Below are 15,883 nucleotides of genomic sequence, written 5' to 3' on the forward strand. Positions count from 1 at the left end.
ACGTCAAGCGCTTCGCCGCACTGCGTAGTCACGATGGGACTGAGAGCGGCGAATTCCCGCTGAGCGTAACGGCGCTGACTTCGTTAGGCAGCAGCATCGAGAGTGGCTCTCTTGAGGAGGTGCGCCTGGAGGGGGATTCCGTGATTGGTACGAACGCGATGGTTCGGGCGCGGGGCCGTGGACTCCACTCTCGCCGGTGCAGGCGGCGGAGCTGCTGGCCGGGGCGGACTTCCTCTTGTGGATCGCGGGCGGCGATGTGATCGAGCTGGCCCTTGGAGAGACGCGCACAAGCGGTCTCAACGTGCTCGTTCTCCACCGACCGGGTCAGCGTCCGTCCGCCGCTTCGACGGGTGGGACCTCTTCCTGGCCGATCCGCTGGGGTCCAGGACTCTGCGGGCCTGGCCGAAGGGCACGGTGCGAGATTGTCGGATCACCCCCGCGTCGGTGGCCACCGTGGCGAAATACAAGGGGGACTACCCGAGCCTGCCGGAGGCCCGCCCAGCTGGTTCGCGAGGGCGTTGGCAGCCCATCCGGAACCGCCAGGCGTCGGCCCGGGCGCTCGGCTTGCCTGTTCCCGAAGGCGGCGAGAACGTCACCGCTAGGCTCGGCCCGCCTGAGGAAGACAGTGCTGAAGCGTCAGCCACCGAGCTCGACGGCCAGCGCTGGACGCTCGCTCAGTGGGTGGCCCGGTGGCTACCGTCTCTGCCCTGAGCCGTCGGTGCTTGGAGTGACTCAGATGCGTGAGCGATGCGTGAGCGGATGGGGTGGCATTAGATGGATTGGGCGGCAGGCGGAGGCCTGGCCGCACTCCCCTGACCTGGGAAAACGGGATCCGATGGCACCTCCCACACTTGACCGTCACGATCCCGCACCCCCTCGTAATGCGTAGGTCTCGGGTTCGAATCCCGAAGGCGGCTCTGTGGAAGCCCCAGGACTCACTCGCCGTGACCTGGGGCTTTTGCTTTTACCGGATGCGGCGGCGTAGCCGGGCCCGGGCCCGGCGGCGGTCTTCAGTCTCAGTTCTGTGCTGGCGTCCGGCTACTACGGGGCCGCCAAGGTCTTCACCATCGGTCTGGTGATGGTGGGATGCGCCCTGCTGGGCCGCCGTCGCGCCCGGGCCGCAACCAATGAGGAGACGGACGGGCGGGGACGCGTCTGACGCCACCGCCTTACGTCGCCCATCGGATGGTGGGCGACGCCAGGCGGTGGCGACTTCCTGAATCCCGCAGACCTCGTCAGCTACTGGCCGAACTCGCAGAGTCCGGTGGCGATTCGGGGATCTCGCCAGGTCTGGGCATCCTCGTTGGCGACCTTCCACGCGTGTTTCGCCGGCGCCGACTTGGCGCGTAGGCCGAGGGAAGCGACGCCGGGAGGCGGGTGGAGGTCAGGAGACGGTGCGCTCGGCGAACCAGCGGAGTGCCGTTTTTGCCGCGGCGAGATCGACCTGGTCGGGGAAGAGGAACAGGTCGAGGTTGAGTCCGTCGATCAGGGTGAGGGCGTGTGTGGCGTGGGTGTTGATGTCGGCCCGGGCGGTATGGCCCTGGTCGGCGAGCGCGCCGAACCAGCGGAGGAGTGCCTCCTTTGAGGCCTGGCGCCCGCTCTTGAGGATTTCCATGACTCCCGCGTCGCCGCCGAGGGCCAGCCTGTGCAGTTCGGCCCAGCCGGTCAGTGCCTGCGTCTGCTCGGTGGGCTGCGGCACGAACTGCGCGAGGCAGTCGTACAGGCGGGCGGCTGGATCGCGGCTGTCGTCGGTGATGTCGAGGTCGCTGAGAACGCTGGTGACGAGCCGGCTCGCGACCGCCTGATAGAGGTCGGCCTGGGACGGGAAGTAGTGCCGCAATGTGGTCGCCCCGACGCCGGCCGCGGCCGCGACGGACCGGACGCTCAACGCTCCGACGCCTTGCTCGTACGTCAGCCGGAGGGCTGCGGCGAGGATCTCTTCCTGCCTGCTCTTGTTCACGAAAGCGACCCTAGCACAGTGTGCTAGTACGGTGTACGGTACAGCGTGCTAGTGCGGCGTACTGGCGCAATCTCGCTGATCAGGAGCATCGAATGCACGAGACCCTCCGCCCCGTCCTGGCCGAAGCGCCCGTCGAGCGGCCGTCGGGCCCCGGCTGGCCGGAGATCGTCGCCGGCCTGGCCGCCTATGTGGTCCTCGACGCGGTGGTGGTGGTGTGTCTGCGGCATGCCGCCCTGTCGGACACCATGGCGGGACTCGTCGGGTTCGTGCTCTCCGCGGTGATGGGCCTCGGCGCCTTCGCGGTCGCGGCGTTGCTCAGGATCCGCCGGCTCGCGCCCTTCGGCGTGCGGCGCGCGAGCGGGCGGTCATTGCTCGCCGCCGTCGGGTTCGGCGTCGTCGCCTTCGTACTGGCCGCGATCGCCTCGCTGCTCTACCAGGCGGTGGCGGGCGATCACCAGAACGTTCAGGTCGGCTACCAAGCGGCCGCATCGGGTGGCCTCCTCTGGTACCTCGCGACCGCGGTGGCCGGGTTCGTCGCCACCCCGATCGGCGAGGAACTCATTTTCCGCGGGGTGCTGGCCAACGCCCTGGGCCGCTACGGGGCCTGGGTCAGCGTGCTCGCCAGCGCCACGGTCTTCGCGCTCGTGCACGGCCTCAACCCGGTGCTGCCCGTCGCGTTCGTGGTCGGCGTCATCAACGCCGTGCTGCTGCGGCGCACCGGCTCGGTGTGGCCCGGCATCGTCGTCCACGGTGTCAACAACGCGCTTGCTATGTCGATACCCGTGATCGTCGCGATGGCGGGCAGGTGAGCCCCGGGCTCGGATCGACGCCGGGCCGAGCCGGGCCGTGCGGCCGTCGGCGACATGCCCCGTACCCACCGCAACGCCTCACTCGGCGCGTGCCACCTGTGAAGGGTGTACGCGCAGGACGAGGACTCCGGGGATGAGGACGCCCAGCATCTGTTCGGCGGGCTTTCCGGTATCGGGCTGAACCTGCTGCACTTCGCCGAAGTTGCGGGTGACAGCACAATGAGTGGTCGCGCCGCGCAACTGGCCGAGAGAGTAGCGGAATCGGTCGCCAGCGGTAGGTTCCCGCGAGCCGCCGGCACCCGCTCTGAAGCCGAGCTCGGCCTGGTCCGCAAGTCGAAGGGACCAGCCGGCCTCATGCACGGCTGGTCAGGACCCGCGCTGCTGATGTTGCGGATGTACGAGCACACCAGCGACCTCTCATGGCTGGACGCGGCATTCAAGGCGTCCCACCTTGACCTGGACCGCTGCGTGATGTCGAGCTTCAACACCTTGAACGTCGACGAGGGATGGCGGCTCAATCCATATGTCGAGACCGGTGCCGCAGGAGTCGCCATCGTTGGCTCGGAGCTGTTGCGTCACCGTGAAGACGGTCGGCTGTTAGACGCTATTGGAGCGGCGCGCAACACCTGCGCCGGCGGGTTCTTCGTACAACCTTCCCTCTGGAACGGCCGCGTTGGCCAGATGGCGGCCTTGCAACACATCACAGGTCCTACTGACTCCGATACCGTTCAGGTCACTCGACGCCACCTCGAACGACTGTCCTGGTATCAGCTCGGACTTCACGGAGATGTCGTTTTCCCCGGCTTCCAGCTGATGCGGATTTCGATGGACTACGCGACTGGAAACGCGGGCATTCTGCTCGGCCTCAAGAGTGCGCTGAGCGGCACCGCGAGTTTCCTCCCATTCCTCCGTCAGGCCCACCAGGAGTCCTGACGGCGGGTTAACACCCACCATGGGGCCGTCTTGGCCCCGCACCAATCAAGGAGCGTCATCATGGCGAACATTCTTGACCTGCAGTCTCTGGAGCTTCGTGACGAGGACGTCGTCGCTCTGGGCTCCGGCAACAGCGCACACTGCAACGACACCAGCGGCATCAGCCTCTTCTGCTGAGTGACTGGCTGAGATCGGATGAGTGCGGGGCGGCGAAAGCCGCCCCGCACGTCGTTTCCGACTACGGCGGTCGGCCCAGGATGCCGCGGTATCTGAAAGGAGAGGCAATGGAGGACAGGCAGCAGGGCCAAGGGGGGCGGGCTCCGGGCACTTGGCGCCGGATCGCAGAAATTGCTGCGCCCTTCCGCAGCCGCCTCATAGGTTTCTTCTTCCTCGTGCTGCTCGAATCGGCGCTGATAGTTTTGCCGGCGCTGATCACCCAACGCATCGTTGATGAGGGGGTGTTGCGGCAGGACAAGGAACGGATCATCGAGCTGGTCGTGCAGCTCGTAGCGTTGGCGACTGTCACTGCGGTGGTGACCTTTTTCGAGCGGCGTTTGGCCGTTTGCATCGGGGAGGGCATGACCTTGACCCTGCGGCAGCGTGCCTTTTCCCACGTACAACGCATGCCTGTCTCCTTCTTCACCAGGGTGCCAACCGGAAGCCTTGTTGCTCGCCTCGATTCCGATGTCCTGGGGGCTAAAAGGGCTTTCACTACTACCGCGTCCACTCTGCTATCGAATCTTGTAGCGCTCGTAGCGGTGGCGGTCACCATGGTCTTTCTGTCCTGGCAGATCACCCTTCTGGCTTGCATATTGGTGCCCGCATGCCTGCTGCCGGCCCGGGTTCTCAACAGACGGATGCGCAAGCTGAACCGGAGGCAACTGACGGACAACGCCGCACTCGTGAGCTTCACGACCGAGCGGTTCAGTAGCCAGGGGGCGGTTCTCGCCAAGCTCTACGGCCGGCCCGAGGCCGAGATCCAGCGCTTCGAGCGCTGCGGCAGGCGGCTGCGCGATGCCGGCATACGGTTGACCGTTACCAATGCAGTGCTGGCGCTCACTGTCTCCTGGCTGGCGGCTATGGGAACCGTCGCGGTCTATCTGGCAGGTGGGCTCTTGGCGGTCGACGGCGGCATCACCGTGGGCACGCTCATGGCCATGGTCACCCTGATGGCTCGTCTCTACGGGCCCATTACCTCTCTCTCCCAGACTCGCGCCGATGTCACCGCTGCTGTCGTCAGCTTCGAGCGCATCTTTGAGGTTCTGGACCTTGCTCCCGACATCCAGGACAGCCCCACGGCGATAGAACTGCCCCCGGAGAGCACGTCCATCACTTTCGAAAATGTCTGCTTTCGCCATCAAGCGTCGCCAGGTTCCAGCCTCGGCACGTTGGACAAGGAAGCACCGGTTGATGCAGAGGAACGGGACATTCTCCAGAGCGTCGATCTACATGTGGAGGCCGGCCGGACCCTCGCCGTGGTCGGCCCGTCAGGTGCAGGTAAGTCGACTCTGGTCAATCTTGTGTGCCGGCTGTACGACCCGGTGAGTGGCACTGTTCGGATCGGCCGGCACGACCTGCGCACCGTCACCCAGGAATCAATACGGGATGCCATTGGAGTGGTGGCGCAGGACAGTCACTTCTTCCACGACACGCTGCGGGCCAACCTCACCTACGCGCTTCCCGACGCCACCGATGAGGCATGTGAATGCGCCTGCCGGGCGGCCATGGTCTGGGACACCGTGCAGCGCTTGCCCGAGGGTTTGGACACCGTGGTCGGTGAGGGCGGGCATCATCTCTCGGGCGGTGAGCGACAACGGCTGGCGATTGCCCGTCTGTTGCTGAAGGATCCGAGGATCGTGGTGCTCGACGAGGCGACCGCGCATCTCGACTCGCAATCGGAAGAAAGGGTCCAGCAGGCGCTGGCGCGAGCCCTGCACGGTCGCACGGCGCTGATTGTGGCGCACCGCCTGTCCACCGTGCGTGGGGCTGACCGGATTCTTGTGCTGCGGGATGGCGGCGTTGCCGAGAGCGGCAGTCATGAGGAGCTGCTGGCAGCTAATGGGCTCTATGCCTCTCTCTACCGCACGCAGTTCGGTGATATGGCGACGGGCACTGGTCGCGCGGTCGGCGTCACTGCTTGAGATGGGCCAGAACGGCCAGCACGTGGCGCCGCCCCAGCAGCCGACGGACGATCCCCGGGGCGATGACGGTCTCGCCTGCGGCGCCTCCGAGACCACTGCCGCAACGTCACGGCCGCGCGTATCCCCTCGTCTCTTGAACCCTGGCGGCAGGCGAATGTCGATCACTGCCAGATGTGGTGTGTGGTCGCGCACCTCTGTCAGGAGTGAGGACGAGTACGGAACCCCGGTGCCGGGTGTTATTCGTCGCCGCGGGTCACACCGCTGGACCGGCGGCATGTCACCACGGCCCGTATGCCGAGTGCGAGCAACAGTGTGACTGCGACGGCACCTACCGTGAGCACAACGTCCTGACTGCCGGGGAGCTGGCTCCAGGACGCTGCGGCGGCGTAGCCGACGCCGGTCTCGGTGCAGGCCCAGGCCACTCCCGCCGTCGCGCTGATCGGGGCCAGGCGGCGGTAGGGGATCCCGGCGGCGCCGGCCGCATGCGGTGCCAGGGTGCGGACCAGTGGTATGAAGCGGCAGACCAGCAGGGCTGGGCGGCCGCGGCGGCGGATCGCGGCATAGGCCCGGTCCCAGGCCGGTCCCGGTATCCGGCGAGTCAATCGGCCGGTGCGCAGGCCGTCGCCGAGCCGGTGTCCGATCCGGTGCGCCTGGAAGTCCCCGACGACGGCGCCGGCCGCGGCGCAAGCGATGACGGCGGGCAGTGTCAGCGTGCCCGTATACGCCAGGCCGCCCGCGACCAGCAGCAGTCCGAGGGTGGGCACGAACGGGCCGAGGAAGAGCACCGACTCCAGCACCACCAGCGCGGTGATCACGGGGTAGGCGGCTGGTGGCGGCACCGTCGTCAGCAGGTCTCCGGGCGTCATCGTCATCGCTGAACGAAAGAAGCCGAGTCCGCGACGTCTGCACACGGCTGGGGTGCCCTCAGGTGTGAAACTCGGGCGGGCGGCAGGTTGCGCCATACGACGCTGCCGCCGTCCCCGCCGTAGCGGGCGGAGAACTCGGCCAATACGGCCGCCACCGCGCGGTACCGGGCAGCCTCGGCGCGCTGGGCGAACAGGGTCCGTAGGGACAGCGTGCCGAGATAGCCGAAGAACGTCAGATGCCCGCCAGGGACCAGGGCGGCCATGTACCGCTCCAGTAGGGAGCGGACCATGTCGGGGGCAAAGTTCATGAAGGGCAGACAAGAGACGATCATGTCGTAGCTGTTCACGGGCAGCGGCGTGTGGCAGATCGACTCCGGGACGATCCGGATCTGCTCGGACGCGCTGGCCAGCACTGGGTCCGTCCGTAGCGCCCCGGTGAGCAGCTGTACGAACCGGGGGTTGATCTCAACGGTGTCCAGCCGGTCGCCCGGCCCGATGCGCTCGGCCAGCGCGCGGGTGACCGTACCGGTACCCGCGCCGACTTCCAGGACCCGCAGTGGGCTGCGGCCGCTGGGGGCAGGCAGCGGCGCGGCGAGCCGCTGGGCGAGCGGCGAGCCGCTCGGGGCGACAGCGCCGGTGGTCTGCCTGGAACGGGCGGCCTCCCGGAAGAACGCGACGGCGCCATTGCGCTGTCGAGGGTCGGTCAGGGTGGTGATCGCGGGAGCGGTTGCGGTAGTAGCCGGTGTCTGGTTCATGCTCACCACGCTAGGGAGCGGCCGAACCTGTTCCATCGGCCGTTCTGCCGCGGCCACCCCGTACGAAAGTAGGGGGTGAATCCCGTCAACTAGGCGAGGTGACAAGGCCGGTGCGAACCTATGCTGACTTGGTGGACAAGGGGAAAGGCCAGGCCTGGCCGTGGTGGGCCGAGGCGCTGATGATCTGCGTCGTCGGAGCGGGAACGGTGCAACAGGCGTATGTAGGCGCGGGGGGCACACTGCTCAGCCCCCGCGTCGGGGTGGCCGTGGCGCTGACCATCCCGATCCTGCTGCGACGCCGCAAGCCAGTGCTCGCCATAGTGAGCACCACAGTCGGCGCGGTGCTACTGGGATTGTTCTTCCCACTGCTGGTCGTGCTCTTCTATCGCGTCTCCCGGGGCCGGTTCGTCTTCGAGGGGGTGTGCGTGGTGGTCGCGATGGTCGGCAGTTCGCTGGCGCATCCGGGGAACAGCCTGTGGCTGACCCGTAAATACGGGCCGCTGCTAGTGCTGCTGCTCGCGGTGGTCATCGGGTTGTGGACGGGCAACCGCCGTCGGCACGTCGCCTCGCTTGCCGAACAGGTCAACCGCCTGCGGGTGGAGCGCGAACTCCGCGCCGAACAGGCCAGGTTGGAGGAACGCACCCGGATCGCCGCCGAGATGCACGATGTGCTCGCCCACCGGCTCACGGTCATCGCCCTGCACACCGGTGCCCTCAAGCAGCGGGCCGCCGACCTGCCCGGGCCGGTGGCCAACCGGATCGGCCTGCTGCGCACTGCGTCCACCGACGCGCTTGGCGATCTGCGGGACGTACTGGGTGTGCTGCGCGGCCACGACGCCGGGGAGACACCGGCCTCACGGGTACCCGGTCTGCCGGAACTCTCGACGGTGATCGACGAGGGGCGGGCGGCCGGACAGCAGATCGAAGCGGTCGTTGAGGGCGACCCCGACTCCGTACCGGCCAGCCATCGGCTCGCCATTCACCGACTTGCACAAGAAGCCCTGACCAACGCCCGTAAGCACGCCGCCGGAGCTACCGCACAGCTTGAGGTGCGCTACGGCCCGCCGCGGTCCACGGTGGTGATCCGCAACCCGGCCGGAGCCTCGTCCGAGGCCGCGGCCGAGGGGTCCGGCTACGGCCTGGTCGGACTGGCCGAGAGGGTCACCGCGCTCAACGGCCATCTGGAGTACGGTCCTACGGGGTCGGGAGGTTGGCGGGTGGCCGCCACAATCCCGCTCGACGACCAGCGCAGCAGGGGGGCGGCGTGATCCGGACGATGATCGTCGACGACGATGGCCTGGTGCGGCTGGCGCTCGCCGACATCCTTCAGGACGCCCCCGGCATCACCGTTGCCGCACAGGCCTCCGACGGCCGGGAAGCCCTCGAACGGGCCACCGCGCAGTGCCTGGACGTCGTGCTGATGGACGTGCGGATGCCCCACATGGACGGTATCGAGGCCACCAGGCGGCTGAGCGCGCTGTCTGAGCCGCCCAAGGTCGTGATGCTCACGACGTTCGACCTGGACCAGTACGTCTACGACGGGCTGGCCGCCGGCGCGGTCGGCTTCCTGCTGAAGGACACCGATCCTGCGGAGATCATCCGGGCCGTCGAGGTCGTCGCCGACGGGCAAGCGATGCTGCACCCCTCTGCTGCGAGACGACTCATCGCGCACCATCACCACACGGCGCACGGCGCCTCGGCCGCCGCCCGGGCCCGGATGGAGCGCTTGACACCGCGCGAGACCGACGTGCTCCGGCTCCTTGCCGGCGGCGCATCCAACGCTGAGATCGCCACAGGTCTGGGGATGCGGGAGAGCACGGTGAAGGCGCACGTCAGCCGCATTCTGGCCGCCCTTGAGGTGGACAATCGGGTGCAGGCTGCGCTGTGCGCCAAGGACGCTGGGCTGACGCGCTGAAGCCGCCGCGAACCACCCACACGCCGGTGGATGGTCGGCAAGCGTATGGAGCAATCGCAGAAGAGTGAGACTCCGACAGCGTCCGTGCGGTAGCGGACTGGCTCATGCTCGGGGGCCGACCATGCGGCGAGGCCCCCGGGGGCGTAGGGCATGCGGTCAGGGTGTGCTGGCGGGCGTCCCGGTGGGCTCGTTCGCTGATGCCGGGCCCGCGTCGATGTGGAGGATGGCGTCGGCTGCGTCGAGGGTTGCCTGGGTCAGGGGGAAGTAGCCCTGGGTGGGGGTGGTATCGGTGCGGGTGTGGGCTGGGGGGATTGTGGTGGGGGCGGTGAGGCTCCAGGTGGTGGTGTGGGGCTGGAGGGAGGCCTCGTAGGTGTCCGGGGCGGGTTCGTGGAGGCCGAGGGCTTCGCTGCGGCCCAGGCTGCCGGCGATGAAGGTGTAGCGCTCGCCCAGCAGTGGGCTGATGAGGGCGCCGGCGCCGGACCAGTTGAGGTCCAGGGTGTCCGAGGACCAGTGGCTCGGGTTGCGCTGGAGGTGGGTGTTGTGGGCGAAGACCAGGGTCGCGCCCCGTTGGGCCTCGGTGTCCCGGATGTCGAGGAGGTTCTGGGCCATCAGCGCATCGCGGGTGGCGGACAGGCGGGAGATACGGGCGCTCTGGTCGAGGGGCTGGGCGGACTGCTGGTGGTAGCGGAGCAGGCCGAGACCGGCGGTGAGGTGGGTCCTGGCCCGGGACCACGCGGCGTGTGAGGTGGCCGCGATCAGTTCCGGGGCGCGCAGGGAGAGCGTGGTGAGCATGTCGTTCGCGAGGGTGCGGAGTTGCTCGGCCTCGGCCGTCGCGCCGGGCGACATGGCCGGGTCCATGACCGCCTCCGTGCGGCTCCATCGTGTGTCGTCGCCGATGAGGCCGTCGAGGTCGAGGTCCAGGCCCAGATAGTCGCGGGCGTAGGTGAGGTAGCGCCGTGGGCTGGGGGCGCTGGTGGTCTCCAGCGGGGCGTCGAAGCCGTGGAAGGTCAGTCGTTCCGCCGGCGGCCGGTTCCGGTTGTACTCGCGCATCCAGAGGATCAGTTGCCGGTTGGGCGTCAGCTCTCCGAAGCCGTGGGAGAAGCCTTCGCGCATCACGGTGTCGAGGTCTCCGGCTCCGTCCTGGACGAAGTCGTTCACGGTGAGCGCGGCGATGCGATCGGTCTCCAGGGCGATCGACCGGAAGCCGTGGCCGGCCAGTTGAGCGAACAGTTCGTTGCGGACCCGCCCGCAGGCCGGTTCCTGGTGGGTCGGTTCACCCAGCGCCAGCAGGTCACCTGACGCGGGCACGAAGTCATGAATGTCCTGGGTCATGAGCCTCAAGCGTATCTTTGAAAGAACGGTTGAGGGTTGTGGTGGGTTGGTCGTGGAGTGGTGGGCTAAGGTCTGGGGTGAAGTCTCAAATAGGTGAGAGGTATGCGGCCAGCTGATCTCGCGCGTGAGCACGGCATCTCGACCCAGGCGGTCCGCAATTACGAGCGGGACGGGTGCCTGCCGCCCGCTGAGCGCACCCGCAGCGGATACCGGATCTACACCGAGGTGCATGCGGCGGCGCTCCGCGCCTACCTCGCGCTCATCCCGGGGTACGGCCACGCGGCGGCCGGCCAGATCATGAACGCGGTCCACGCGAACGGAATCGGCGACGCCCTGGCGCTCATCGACCGCGGGCACAGCCAGTTGGCCCGTGACCGGGACACCCTCGATGCGGTGCGGAGCGCGGTGGAGCACCTGATGGGGGAGCCCGGCGCCGCTACGGCCGCCGCGGCGGACCGTGCGCCCCGGACGGTCGGGGCACTCGCCCGCAGGCTCGGCGTCACCCCGGCAACCCTGCGGAACTGGGAGGACGCCGGTATCGTCACCCCCGCACGGGACCCCGGCACCGGATACCGCCTCTTCCACGCCGGTGACATCCGGGACGCCGAGCTCGCGCACCTCCTCAGGCGCGGGGGCTATCCGCTGGACCACATCGCGACCGTGGTGCAGCAGATCCGCACGGCCGGCGGCACCGACACCCTGGCCGGTGCCCTGGACGACTGGCGGCAGAAGCTCACCGCGCGGGGCCTGGCCATGCTCGACGCCGCCACTCACCTGAGCCGGTATCTGGGCCAGCGGCAGGCTGCCGGTCGGTGAGCGTTGGCGCCCGCTGGGTGACGTGGACCCGCGCCCGTATCCGTAGAGGCATCAGCAGCGCCCGGACCGTAACTGCTAGGCAGCGGCGGGATCTTCGCAGCCGCCGCTCCCAGCCCCCACCGCAGGAATGACGATCAGTGGTTTGTAGTGGCCCTTGGGGTGGGGTTCGCCGATGGGTTGGTTGTGGGCTTCCACCCAGGCGTGGGCGGCGAAGGGGTGGGTGCGGATGCCGGTGCACCAGGTGGGCCAGGAGCCGTGGGCGCGGCAGAGGAGGGCGGTGGCGATGGAGCGTTGCAGGCAGCCCTGGCCGGCGCAGCGCAGGCTGACGGAGACGACGGCGTCGCGGGCGGCGAGGGCCTGGTCGGGGGTGGCCGGGGGTGCGCCGCGGCGGGCGAATTCCAGGACGGTGCGCAGCCGGGCGGGTGTGGCCTTGGCCAGCAGGCGGGCGATGCCGACGGCGAGCAGGGGGACGAGGCGGCGGTGCAGCGGGAGCTTGCGCCGTTCGGACAGGGCGACGGGCAGGCTCACGCGATCACCAGCTGCGCGGTGCGCAGTTGCTCGATCACCGCGGCCACGTCGAGCTCGGCCCGCTGGTGGTCGATCCGGTGCCGGTCGGCGACCTCGGCGGCGATCCGGGTGGCCTCGTGGCCGTCGAGCAGTTGGCGCAGGACGTGGCCGCCGGTGGCGTTGAGCTGCCAGTAGCGGCCGGTGCGTTCGTTGAGCAGGACCGTGCCGTCGTCGGTGTCGGTGGCCACCACGTCAGGGTGCAGGCGTACGGGCATCGTCGGACCTCCAAGCAGGGGTGGGGCGGGTGGCGGCGCGCAGCCAGAGTTCGCAGCCGATCAGGGGTTCCAGTGCGATGCCCATGGCGTTGTCGGCCTGGGGCGAGAGCAGTTGGGTGCGCAGTTCGGCGGGATCGATCAGGCCGTGGGTGGCCAGGGCGGAATCGGTGAACAGGTCCAGGATCGCGGGGAGGTTGCGGCGCAGCCCGGTGCCGGCCTCGTCGCTGAACTCGCCCTTGGTGCCGCGGCCCAGCACGCTCGCGGGGACGATGCCGTGCATCGCGTCGGCCAGGAGCGGCTTGTAGCGCCACGGGCCGGCGTGCTCGGGCACCCGGACGCCCAGGACGGCTTCCACGACCCGGTCGTCGTAGAACGGGGAGTCCAGCTGCACTCCGGCCTCGGCGAACGGGCGGGCCAGCAGGCGGTACCAGGGGGCGCTGGTGCGCAGTGCGACCAGGGTCTGGTGCTGGCCCAGGTCGGTGGAGAGGGGGCGGGACCGGTCGGCGGTCCGCCGGAGTGTTTCGCGGGCCGCGTCGGTGGCGGTGCCGGTGGCCCAGGACGGTGCGCGCAGCGGCCACAGGCCCCAGCCGAGGCTGGGCCGGCGCTTGCGCAGCGGCGGGTCGGTGAGGTGCTCGGCCTGGGCGCGCCACCATGCCGCTTCGTCGCCGGGGCGCAGCAGCGCGCCCAGGGTGTGCAGTACGGGCCAGCGTTTGAGGGCGGCGTATCCGCGGACGTGGCGGAGCGCGGTGAGCGGATGGCGCCGGAGCAGGGGGTGCAGATAGCCGGGGAAGGGGGTGAAGAGTTCGTCGCCGCCGTGGCCGGCCAGGTGGCGGCGGGCGCCGCGGTCGGCGAGGAGCTGTGCGGTGTACCGGGTGCGCGCCGCGGTGCGGACGAAGGGGTACGGCTCCTCGGTGTCCATGAGGGCGTCCGGGTCGGCGAACAGCGGCGGGAGGTCGCCGGGGGGCACCACGAGGTGTTCGGCGCGGTCGAGGACGCTGATGGATTGGGTGGCGAAGGCGGCGTCGTCGTTGCCCGCCTCGGCCTCGCCCCATCGGAAGGTGAGGAGATCGGGCGTGTTGCGGGCGGCGAGGAAGCAGAGGGAGGTCGAGTCCATGCCTCCGGAGAGGTCGCTGCTCAGCCGGCCCTCGTCGGGCGCACGGTCGTGCAGTGCCGTGGTGAGCGCGTCCCGCACGGCTTCCGCGCCTGCCGACAGCGGGGCCTCGGGGGCGGGCGGCCGCCACCAGCGCAGTGCGCGGGCCCGTTCGCGGTCCCAGACCAGGCAGTGGTCCGGTTCCAGGGCGGTGACGCCGGTCCACAGGGGCTGGTCGGCGAGCGGAGCGGGCAGGAGGCCGCCGCAGGCGATGCGGACGGCCAGGGCGCCGGTGTCGATTCCGGCGCCGGTCATCGCGGCGAGCACATCGGCCCGGTCCGCGGCGAGGTCCACCCCGTTGATCCGGGTGTGGAAGACCCGGCGGAGTCCGGTCAGGCTGCCCTGGACGCGGACCTGTCCGCCGACCGAGGCCACCACATGGCAGGCGCCCGGCAGGGCGGCGGCCAGCGCGTCCACGTCGGACACCGTCCGTATCCGCGCGGTGAGTTCGGACAACCGGGTGGTGGTGACCGGGCAGACCCCGGCCACCACCACCTGCACCGGGCCCGCGGTGGCCACCCGCATCTGCGCGGGGGACCAGCTGCCCACCAGCCACGGCCGCCCCGACGCATGCGAGAGCACCCGCGGAGCCGCCCAGGGCGTCACCGCGCGCGCCTCGGCCGCGGCCGCCGTGTCCGGCAGGACCACGAATCCGGTACCGGTCATCTACCTACTCCTGAGAGTGATCAGGGACGGGACGGTTCAGCCGCCGTAGTGGCCGAAGATGTCCTTGCCCCAGCCGATGAAGCCCAGGGTGTCCTCGTTGAACTCGCCGACCTCGACCAGCATCGGGGCGGCGTAGGGCTCCACGGTGGACAGCTCGTTCTGCTCTTCCATCTCAGCCTCCTTCAGTGAAAGCAGGTGGTCACGCGCCACCTGCGGTGAGTCGGCACCTCTGCCGGGGTCTTGATCGCATGGATGGTTGATCCCGGCGGGGGTGCCTGTGCGTGTCCCGCTGGGTGCGGGGCACGACGTTTCAGCAGCCGTCCGGTGCGGCGCCCGTGGTGAGGCGAACGGGCCGCTGCCGGACGGAGGTGGGTGGGGAGCGCGCCGGATCGGCGGGCTCCTAGGGGTGCGTGAGTTCCTGCCGTGCGTGCAGTTCCGGGGTGAAGAACTCCTCCACCCCGATCACGCCGGCCAGCGTGGCGAAGTAGCGGTCCATGAGCTCCTGGTCCCCGGCGACGGTGCGCAGCATGGACAGCCGGTGCTCGGCCACTTCGAGGGCCGCCACCGAGAGCGTCGAGTGGTAGGCGTCGATGAGGATCTCGTCGCGCTGGTAGGCGTACTCCTCCAGCCCGTCGAGCAGCGTCTCGGGGTCGCGCAGACCGGTGCCGACGCAGTCCACCAGGAGCTGTGCCTGGCGGAAGGCGTCGGTGATACCGCGGGCGGTGATGGAGTCCTTGTGGTGGCCGGCGTCCCCGACCAGGGCCCAGCCGAGCCCGGCCGCCTCGCGGAAGTAGTTCCGCTGGTCGCCGGTGCCGTGCAGCCGCTCCAGCGGGGTCTGCGACGCGATCTTCGCGTACAGCTCGGGGGCCGTGCTGCGGACCGCCTCCAGGTAGGCGCCCATCGCGTCCTTGCGGACCCGCTCGAACTCGGACTGCGGGAAGTACGCCGCGATCAGCGTGGTGTTGTCGTTCGTGGGCACGGTGCCGACCCAGCGGCCCGGTGCCTCGTAGAGCTCGAAGCGGTCGGTGACGCCTTCCCAGTACGTGTAGTAGGCGCAGGTCGCGGGCGGGTCCTCGGTGGTGACGCGGGAGTCGACCATGGTGGCGAAACGGGAGCGCATCCCGTCGGCGCCGACCACCAGGCGGGCGTGCTCCTCCGTGGTCCCGCCGTCGGAGGTACGGCAGCGCACCCCGGTGGCCTGGCCCTCGTCGTCGGACAGCACGTCGGTGACGGCGCAGCCCTGGCGGAACTCCACGCCCGCGGCGACCGCGGCGTCCGCGAGGATCCCGTCCAGCAGATAGCGGCGCGGGGCGTATGCCGCGCGGTGGCCGTCGACCGGGATCGAGCACCCCTCGATACGGATGTCCGCGATCCGGTAGACCGCCCGGTCCAGCGGCGGGCAGCCGGTGGCGATCACCTTGTCGAGCACTCCCCAGCGCCGCAGCAGCGCCACCCCGGGCTGGTGGATGTAGAGCGTGCTGAGCGTGTCCCGGGGGAACTCGGCGCGGTCCACCATCAGCACCCGGTATCCGGCACGTGCGAAGAGCATGGCCGTAGAAGCACCGGCGCAGCGCGCCCCGACCACGATGACGTCGTACACAGTCGACTCCCTGACCCGCTCGTGACCCGCGGTGAGGCGGGCCGAGTTCCTGATCAGGACGTTAGGGAGGGCGGCAATCGCCGCGTCATTGTGTCGTTATTACCGGACGGTCGCCGTGATGCCGACGGGGTCCTGATACGGCGTCGATAGGGGCGTCC

Annotated in this window: 17 protein-coding genes; 8 read left to right on the plus strand and 9 right to left on the minus strand. The window is 69.5% G+C overall.

Going from position 1 to position 15,883, the window contains the following annotated elements; translation table 11 throughout:
- Positions 1 to 1,024 precede the first annotated feature (1,024 nt).
- Positions 1,025 to 1,159, plus strand: coding sequence for a hypothetical protein (locus QT196_RS22210; protein ID WP_290355524.1), 135 nt, complete (start codon positions 1,025 to 1,027; stop codon positions 1,157 to 1,159).
- 225 nt (positions 1,160 to 1,384) lie between these two features.
- On the opposite strand, the gene QT196_RS22215 is transcribed toward QT196_RS22210, so the two are convergent.
- The gene (locus tag QT196_RS22215; RefSeq protein ID WP_266737904.1) at positions 1,385 to 1,960 is read right to left on the minus strand and encodes a TetR/AcrR family transcriptional regulator; all 576 of its coding nucleotides are present in this window, start codon (positions 1,958 to 1,960) and stop codon (positions 1,385 to 1,387) included.
- A 92-nt stretch (positions 1,961 to 2,052) separates the two neighbouring features.
- Here QT196_RS22215 and QT196_RS22220 point away from each other — a divergent pair, with 92 nt between their 5' ends.
- The 4 genes from QT196_RS22220 (at position 2,053) to QT196_RS22235 (ending at position 5,843) form a co-directional block, all read left to right on the plus strand.
- Positions 2,053 to 2,769, plus strand: a complete 717-nt coding sequence (locus QT196_RS22220; protein ID WP_290355525.1) for a CPBP family intramembrane glutamic endopeptidase — start codon at positions 2,053 to 2,055, stop codon at positions 2,767 to 2,769.
- Positions 2,770 to 2,874: 105 nt separating this feature from the next.
- Complete coding sequence (locus QT196_RS22225) at positions 2,875 to 3,702, plus strand: hypothetical protein (RefSeq protein ID WP_290355526.1); 828 nt, start codon at positions 2,875 to 2,877, stop codon at positions 3,700 to 3,702.
- 60 nt (positions 3,703 to 3,762) lie between these two features.
- Complete coding sequence (locus tag QT196_RS22230; protein WP_290355527.1) at positions 3,763 to 3,879, plus strand: class III lanthipeptide; 117 nt, start codon at positions 3,763 to 3,765, stop codon at positions 3,877 to 3,879.
- A 107-nt stretch (positions 3,880 to 3,986) separates the two neighbouring features.
- Positions 3,987 to 5,843 carry an ABC transporter ATP-binding protein gene (locus QT196_RS22235; RefSeq protein WP_290355528.1) on the plus strand — a complete coding sequence of 619 codons (1,857 nt, stop codon included), beginning with the start codon at positions 3,987 to 3,989 and terminating at the stop codon, positions 5,841 to 5,843.
- A 236-nt stretch (positions 5,844 to 6,079) separates the two neighbouring features.
- Here QT196_RS22235 and QT196_RS22240 read toward each other — a convergent pair whose 3' ends face one another.
- Complete coding sequence (locus QT196_RS22240; protein WP_290355529.1) at positions 6,080 to 6,715, minus strand: DedA family protein; 636 nt, start codon at positions 6,713 to 6,715, stop codon at positions 6,080 to 6,082.
- Positions 6,712 to 7,464, minus strand: coding sequence for a methyltransferase domain-containing protein (locus tag QT196_RS22245; protein ID WP_248001259.1), 753 nt, complete (start codon positions 7,462 to 7,464; stop codon positions 6,712 to 6,714). Before QT196_RS22245 ends, QT196_RS22240 begins: the two co-directional genes overlap by 4 nt.
- A gap of 131 nt (positions 7,465 to 7,595) precedes the next feature.
- Between QT196_RS22245 and QT196_RS22250 the strand changes: the two genes are divergently transcribed.
- A complete protein-coding gene (locus tag QT196_RS22250) occupies positions 7,596 to 8,732 on the plus strand; it encodes a histidine kinase (protein WP_248001260.1) in 1,137 nt (378 codons plus the stop codon).
- Positions 8,729 to 9,379: a response regulator transcription factor gene (locus QT196_RS22255; RefSeq protein ID WP_168480700.1), complete on the plus strand. Its 651-nt coding sequence runs from the start codon at positions 8,729 to 8,731 to the stop codon at positions 9,377 to 9,379. Before QT196_RS22250 ends, QT196_RS22255 begins: the two co-directional genes overlap by 4 nt.
- Before the next feature lie 156 nt (positions 9,380 to 9,535).
- Here QT196_RS22255 and QT196_RS22260 read toward each other — a convergent pair whose 3' ends face one another.
- The gene (locus QT196_RS22260) at positions 9,536 to 10,711 is read right to left on the minus strand and encodes an erythromycin esterase family protein (RefSeq protein WP_290355530.1); all 1,176 of its coding nucleotides are present in this window, start codon (positions 10,709 to 10,711) and stop codon (positions 9,536 to 9,538) included.
- 102 nt (positions 10,712 to 10,813) lie between these two features.
- On the opposite strand from QT196_RS22260, the gene QT196_RS22265 reads away from it, so the two are divergent.
- A complete protein-coding gene (locus tag QT196_RS22265; RefSeq protein ID WP_211117402.1) occupies positions 10,814 to 11,527 on the plus strand; it encodes a TioE family transcriptional regulator in 714 nt (237 codons plus the stop codon).
- 75 nt (positions 11,528 to 11,602) lie between these two features.
- Here QT196_RS22265 and QT196_RS22270 read toward each other — a convergent pair whose 3' ends face one another.
- The 5 genes from QT196_RS22270 to QT196_RS22290 all read right to left on the minus strand — a co-directional run bounded on the left by QT196_RS22270 (position 11,603) and on the right by QT196_RS22290 (position 15,725).
- Positions 11,603 to 12,055, minus strand: a complete 453-nt coding sequence (locus tag QT196_RS22270; RefSeq protein ID WP_290355531.1) for a lasso peptide biosynthesis B2 protein — start codon at positions 12,053 to 12,055, stop codon at positions 11,603 to 11,605.
- Positions 12,052 to 12,309, minus strand: a complete 258-nt coding sequence (locus QT196_RS22275) for a lasso peptide biosynthesis PqqD family chaperone (RefSeq protein ID WP_168480704.1) — start codon at positions 12,307 to 12,309, stop codon at positions 12,052 to 12,054. Before QT196_RS22275 ends, QT196_RS22270 begins: the two co-directional genes overlap by 4 nt.
- Positions 12,287 to 14,125 (minus strand): lasso peptide isopeptide bond-forming cyclase, encoded by a 1,839-nt coding sequence (locus QT196_RS22280; RefSeq protein ID WP_290355532.1) that lies wholly within the window; start codon positions 14,123 to 14,125, stop codon positions 12,287 to 12,289. The genes QT196_RS22275 and QT196_RS22280 overlap by 23 nt, the downstream gene beginning before the upstream one ends.
- Before the next feature lie 36 nt (positions 14,126 to 14,161).
- Positions 14,162 to 14,296, minus strand: coding sequence for a lasso RiPP family leader peptide-containing protein (locus QT196_RS22285; RefSeq protein WP_018090024.1), 135 nt, complete (start codon positions 14,294 to 14,296; stop codon positions 14,162 to 14,164).
- 229 nt (positions 14,297 to 14,525) lie between these two features.
- The gene (locus QT196_RS22290; protein WP_290355533.1) at positions 14,526 to 15,725 is read right to left on the minus strand and encodes an NAD(P)/FAD-dependent oxidoreductase; all 1,200 of its coding nucleotides are present in this window, start codon (positions 15,723 to 15,725) and stop codon (positions 14,526 to 14,528) included.
- Positions 15,726 to 15,883: the final 158 nt, after the last annotated feature.

The organism is Streptomyces sp. P9-2B-2 (assembly GCF_030406865.1).
GTDB lineage: Bacteria > Actinomycetota > Actinomycetes > Streptomycetales > Streptomycetaceae > Streptomyces > Streptomyces platensis.

Bases quoted from the DNA above. Each gene is read 5' to 3' on its own strand.
- QT196_RS22240 (WP_290355529.1), bottom strand. From the start codon at position 6,715: ATGACGATGACGCCCGGAGACCTGCTGACGACGGTGCCGCCACCAGCC.
- QT196_RS22275 (WP_168480704.1), bottom strand. From the start codon at position 12,309: ATGCCCGTACGCCTGCACCCTGACGTGGTGGCCACCGACACCGACGAC.
- QT196_RS22245 (WP_248001259.1), bottom strand. From the start codon at position 7,464: ATGAACCAGACACCGGCTACTACCGCAACCGCTCCCGCGATCACCACC.
- QT196_RS22230 (WP_290355527.1), top strand. From the start codon at position 3,763: ATGGCGAACATTCTTGACCTGCAGTCTCTGGAGCTTCGTGACGAGGAC.
- QT196_RS22280 (WP_290355532.1), bottom strand. From the start codon at position 14,125: ATGACCGGTACCGGATTCGTGGTCCTGCCGGACACGGCGGCCGCGGCC.
- QT196_RS22235 (WP_290355528.1), top strand. From the start codon at position 3,987: ATGGAGGACAGGCAGCAGGGCCAAGGGGGGCGGGCTCCGGGCACTTGG.
- QT196_RS22265 (WP_211117402.1), top strand. From the start codon at position 10,814: ATGCGGCCAGCTGATCTCGCGCGTGAGCACGGCATCTCGACCCAGGCG.
- QT196_RS22260 (WP_290355530.1), bottom strand. From the start codon at position 10,711: ATGACCCAGGACATTCATGACTTCGTGCCCGCGTCAGGTGACCTGCTG.
- QT196_RS22285 (WP_018090024.1), bottom strand. From the start codon at position 14,296: ATGGAAGAGCAGAACGAGCTGTCCACCGTGGAGCCCTACGCCGCCCCG.
- QT196_RS22220 (WP_290355525.1), top strand. From the start codon at position 2,053: ATGCACGAGACCCTCCGCCCCGTCCTGGCCGAAGCGCCCGTCGAGCGG.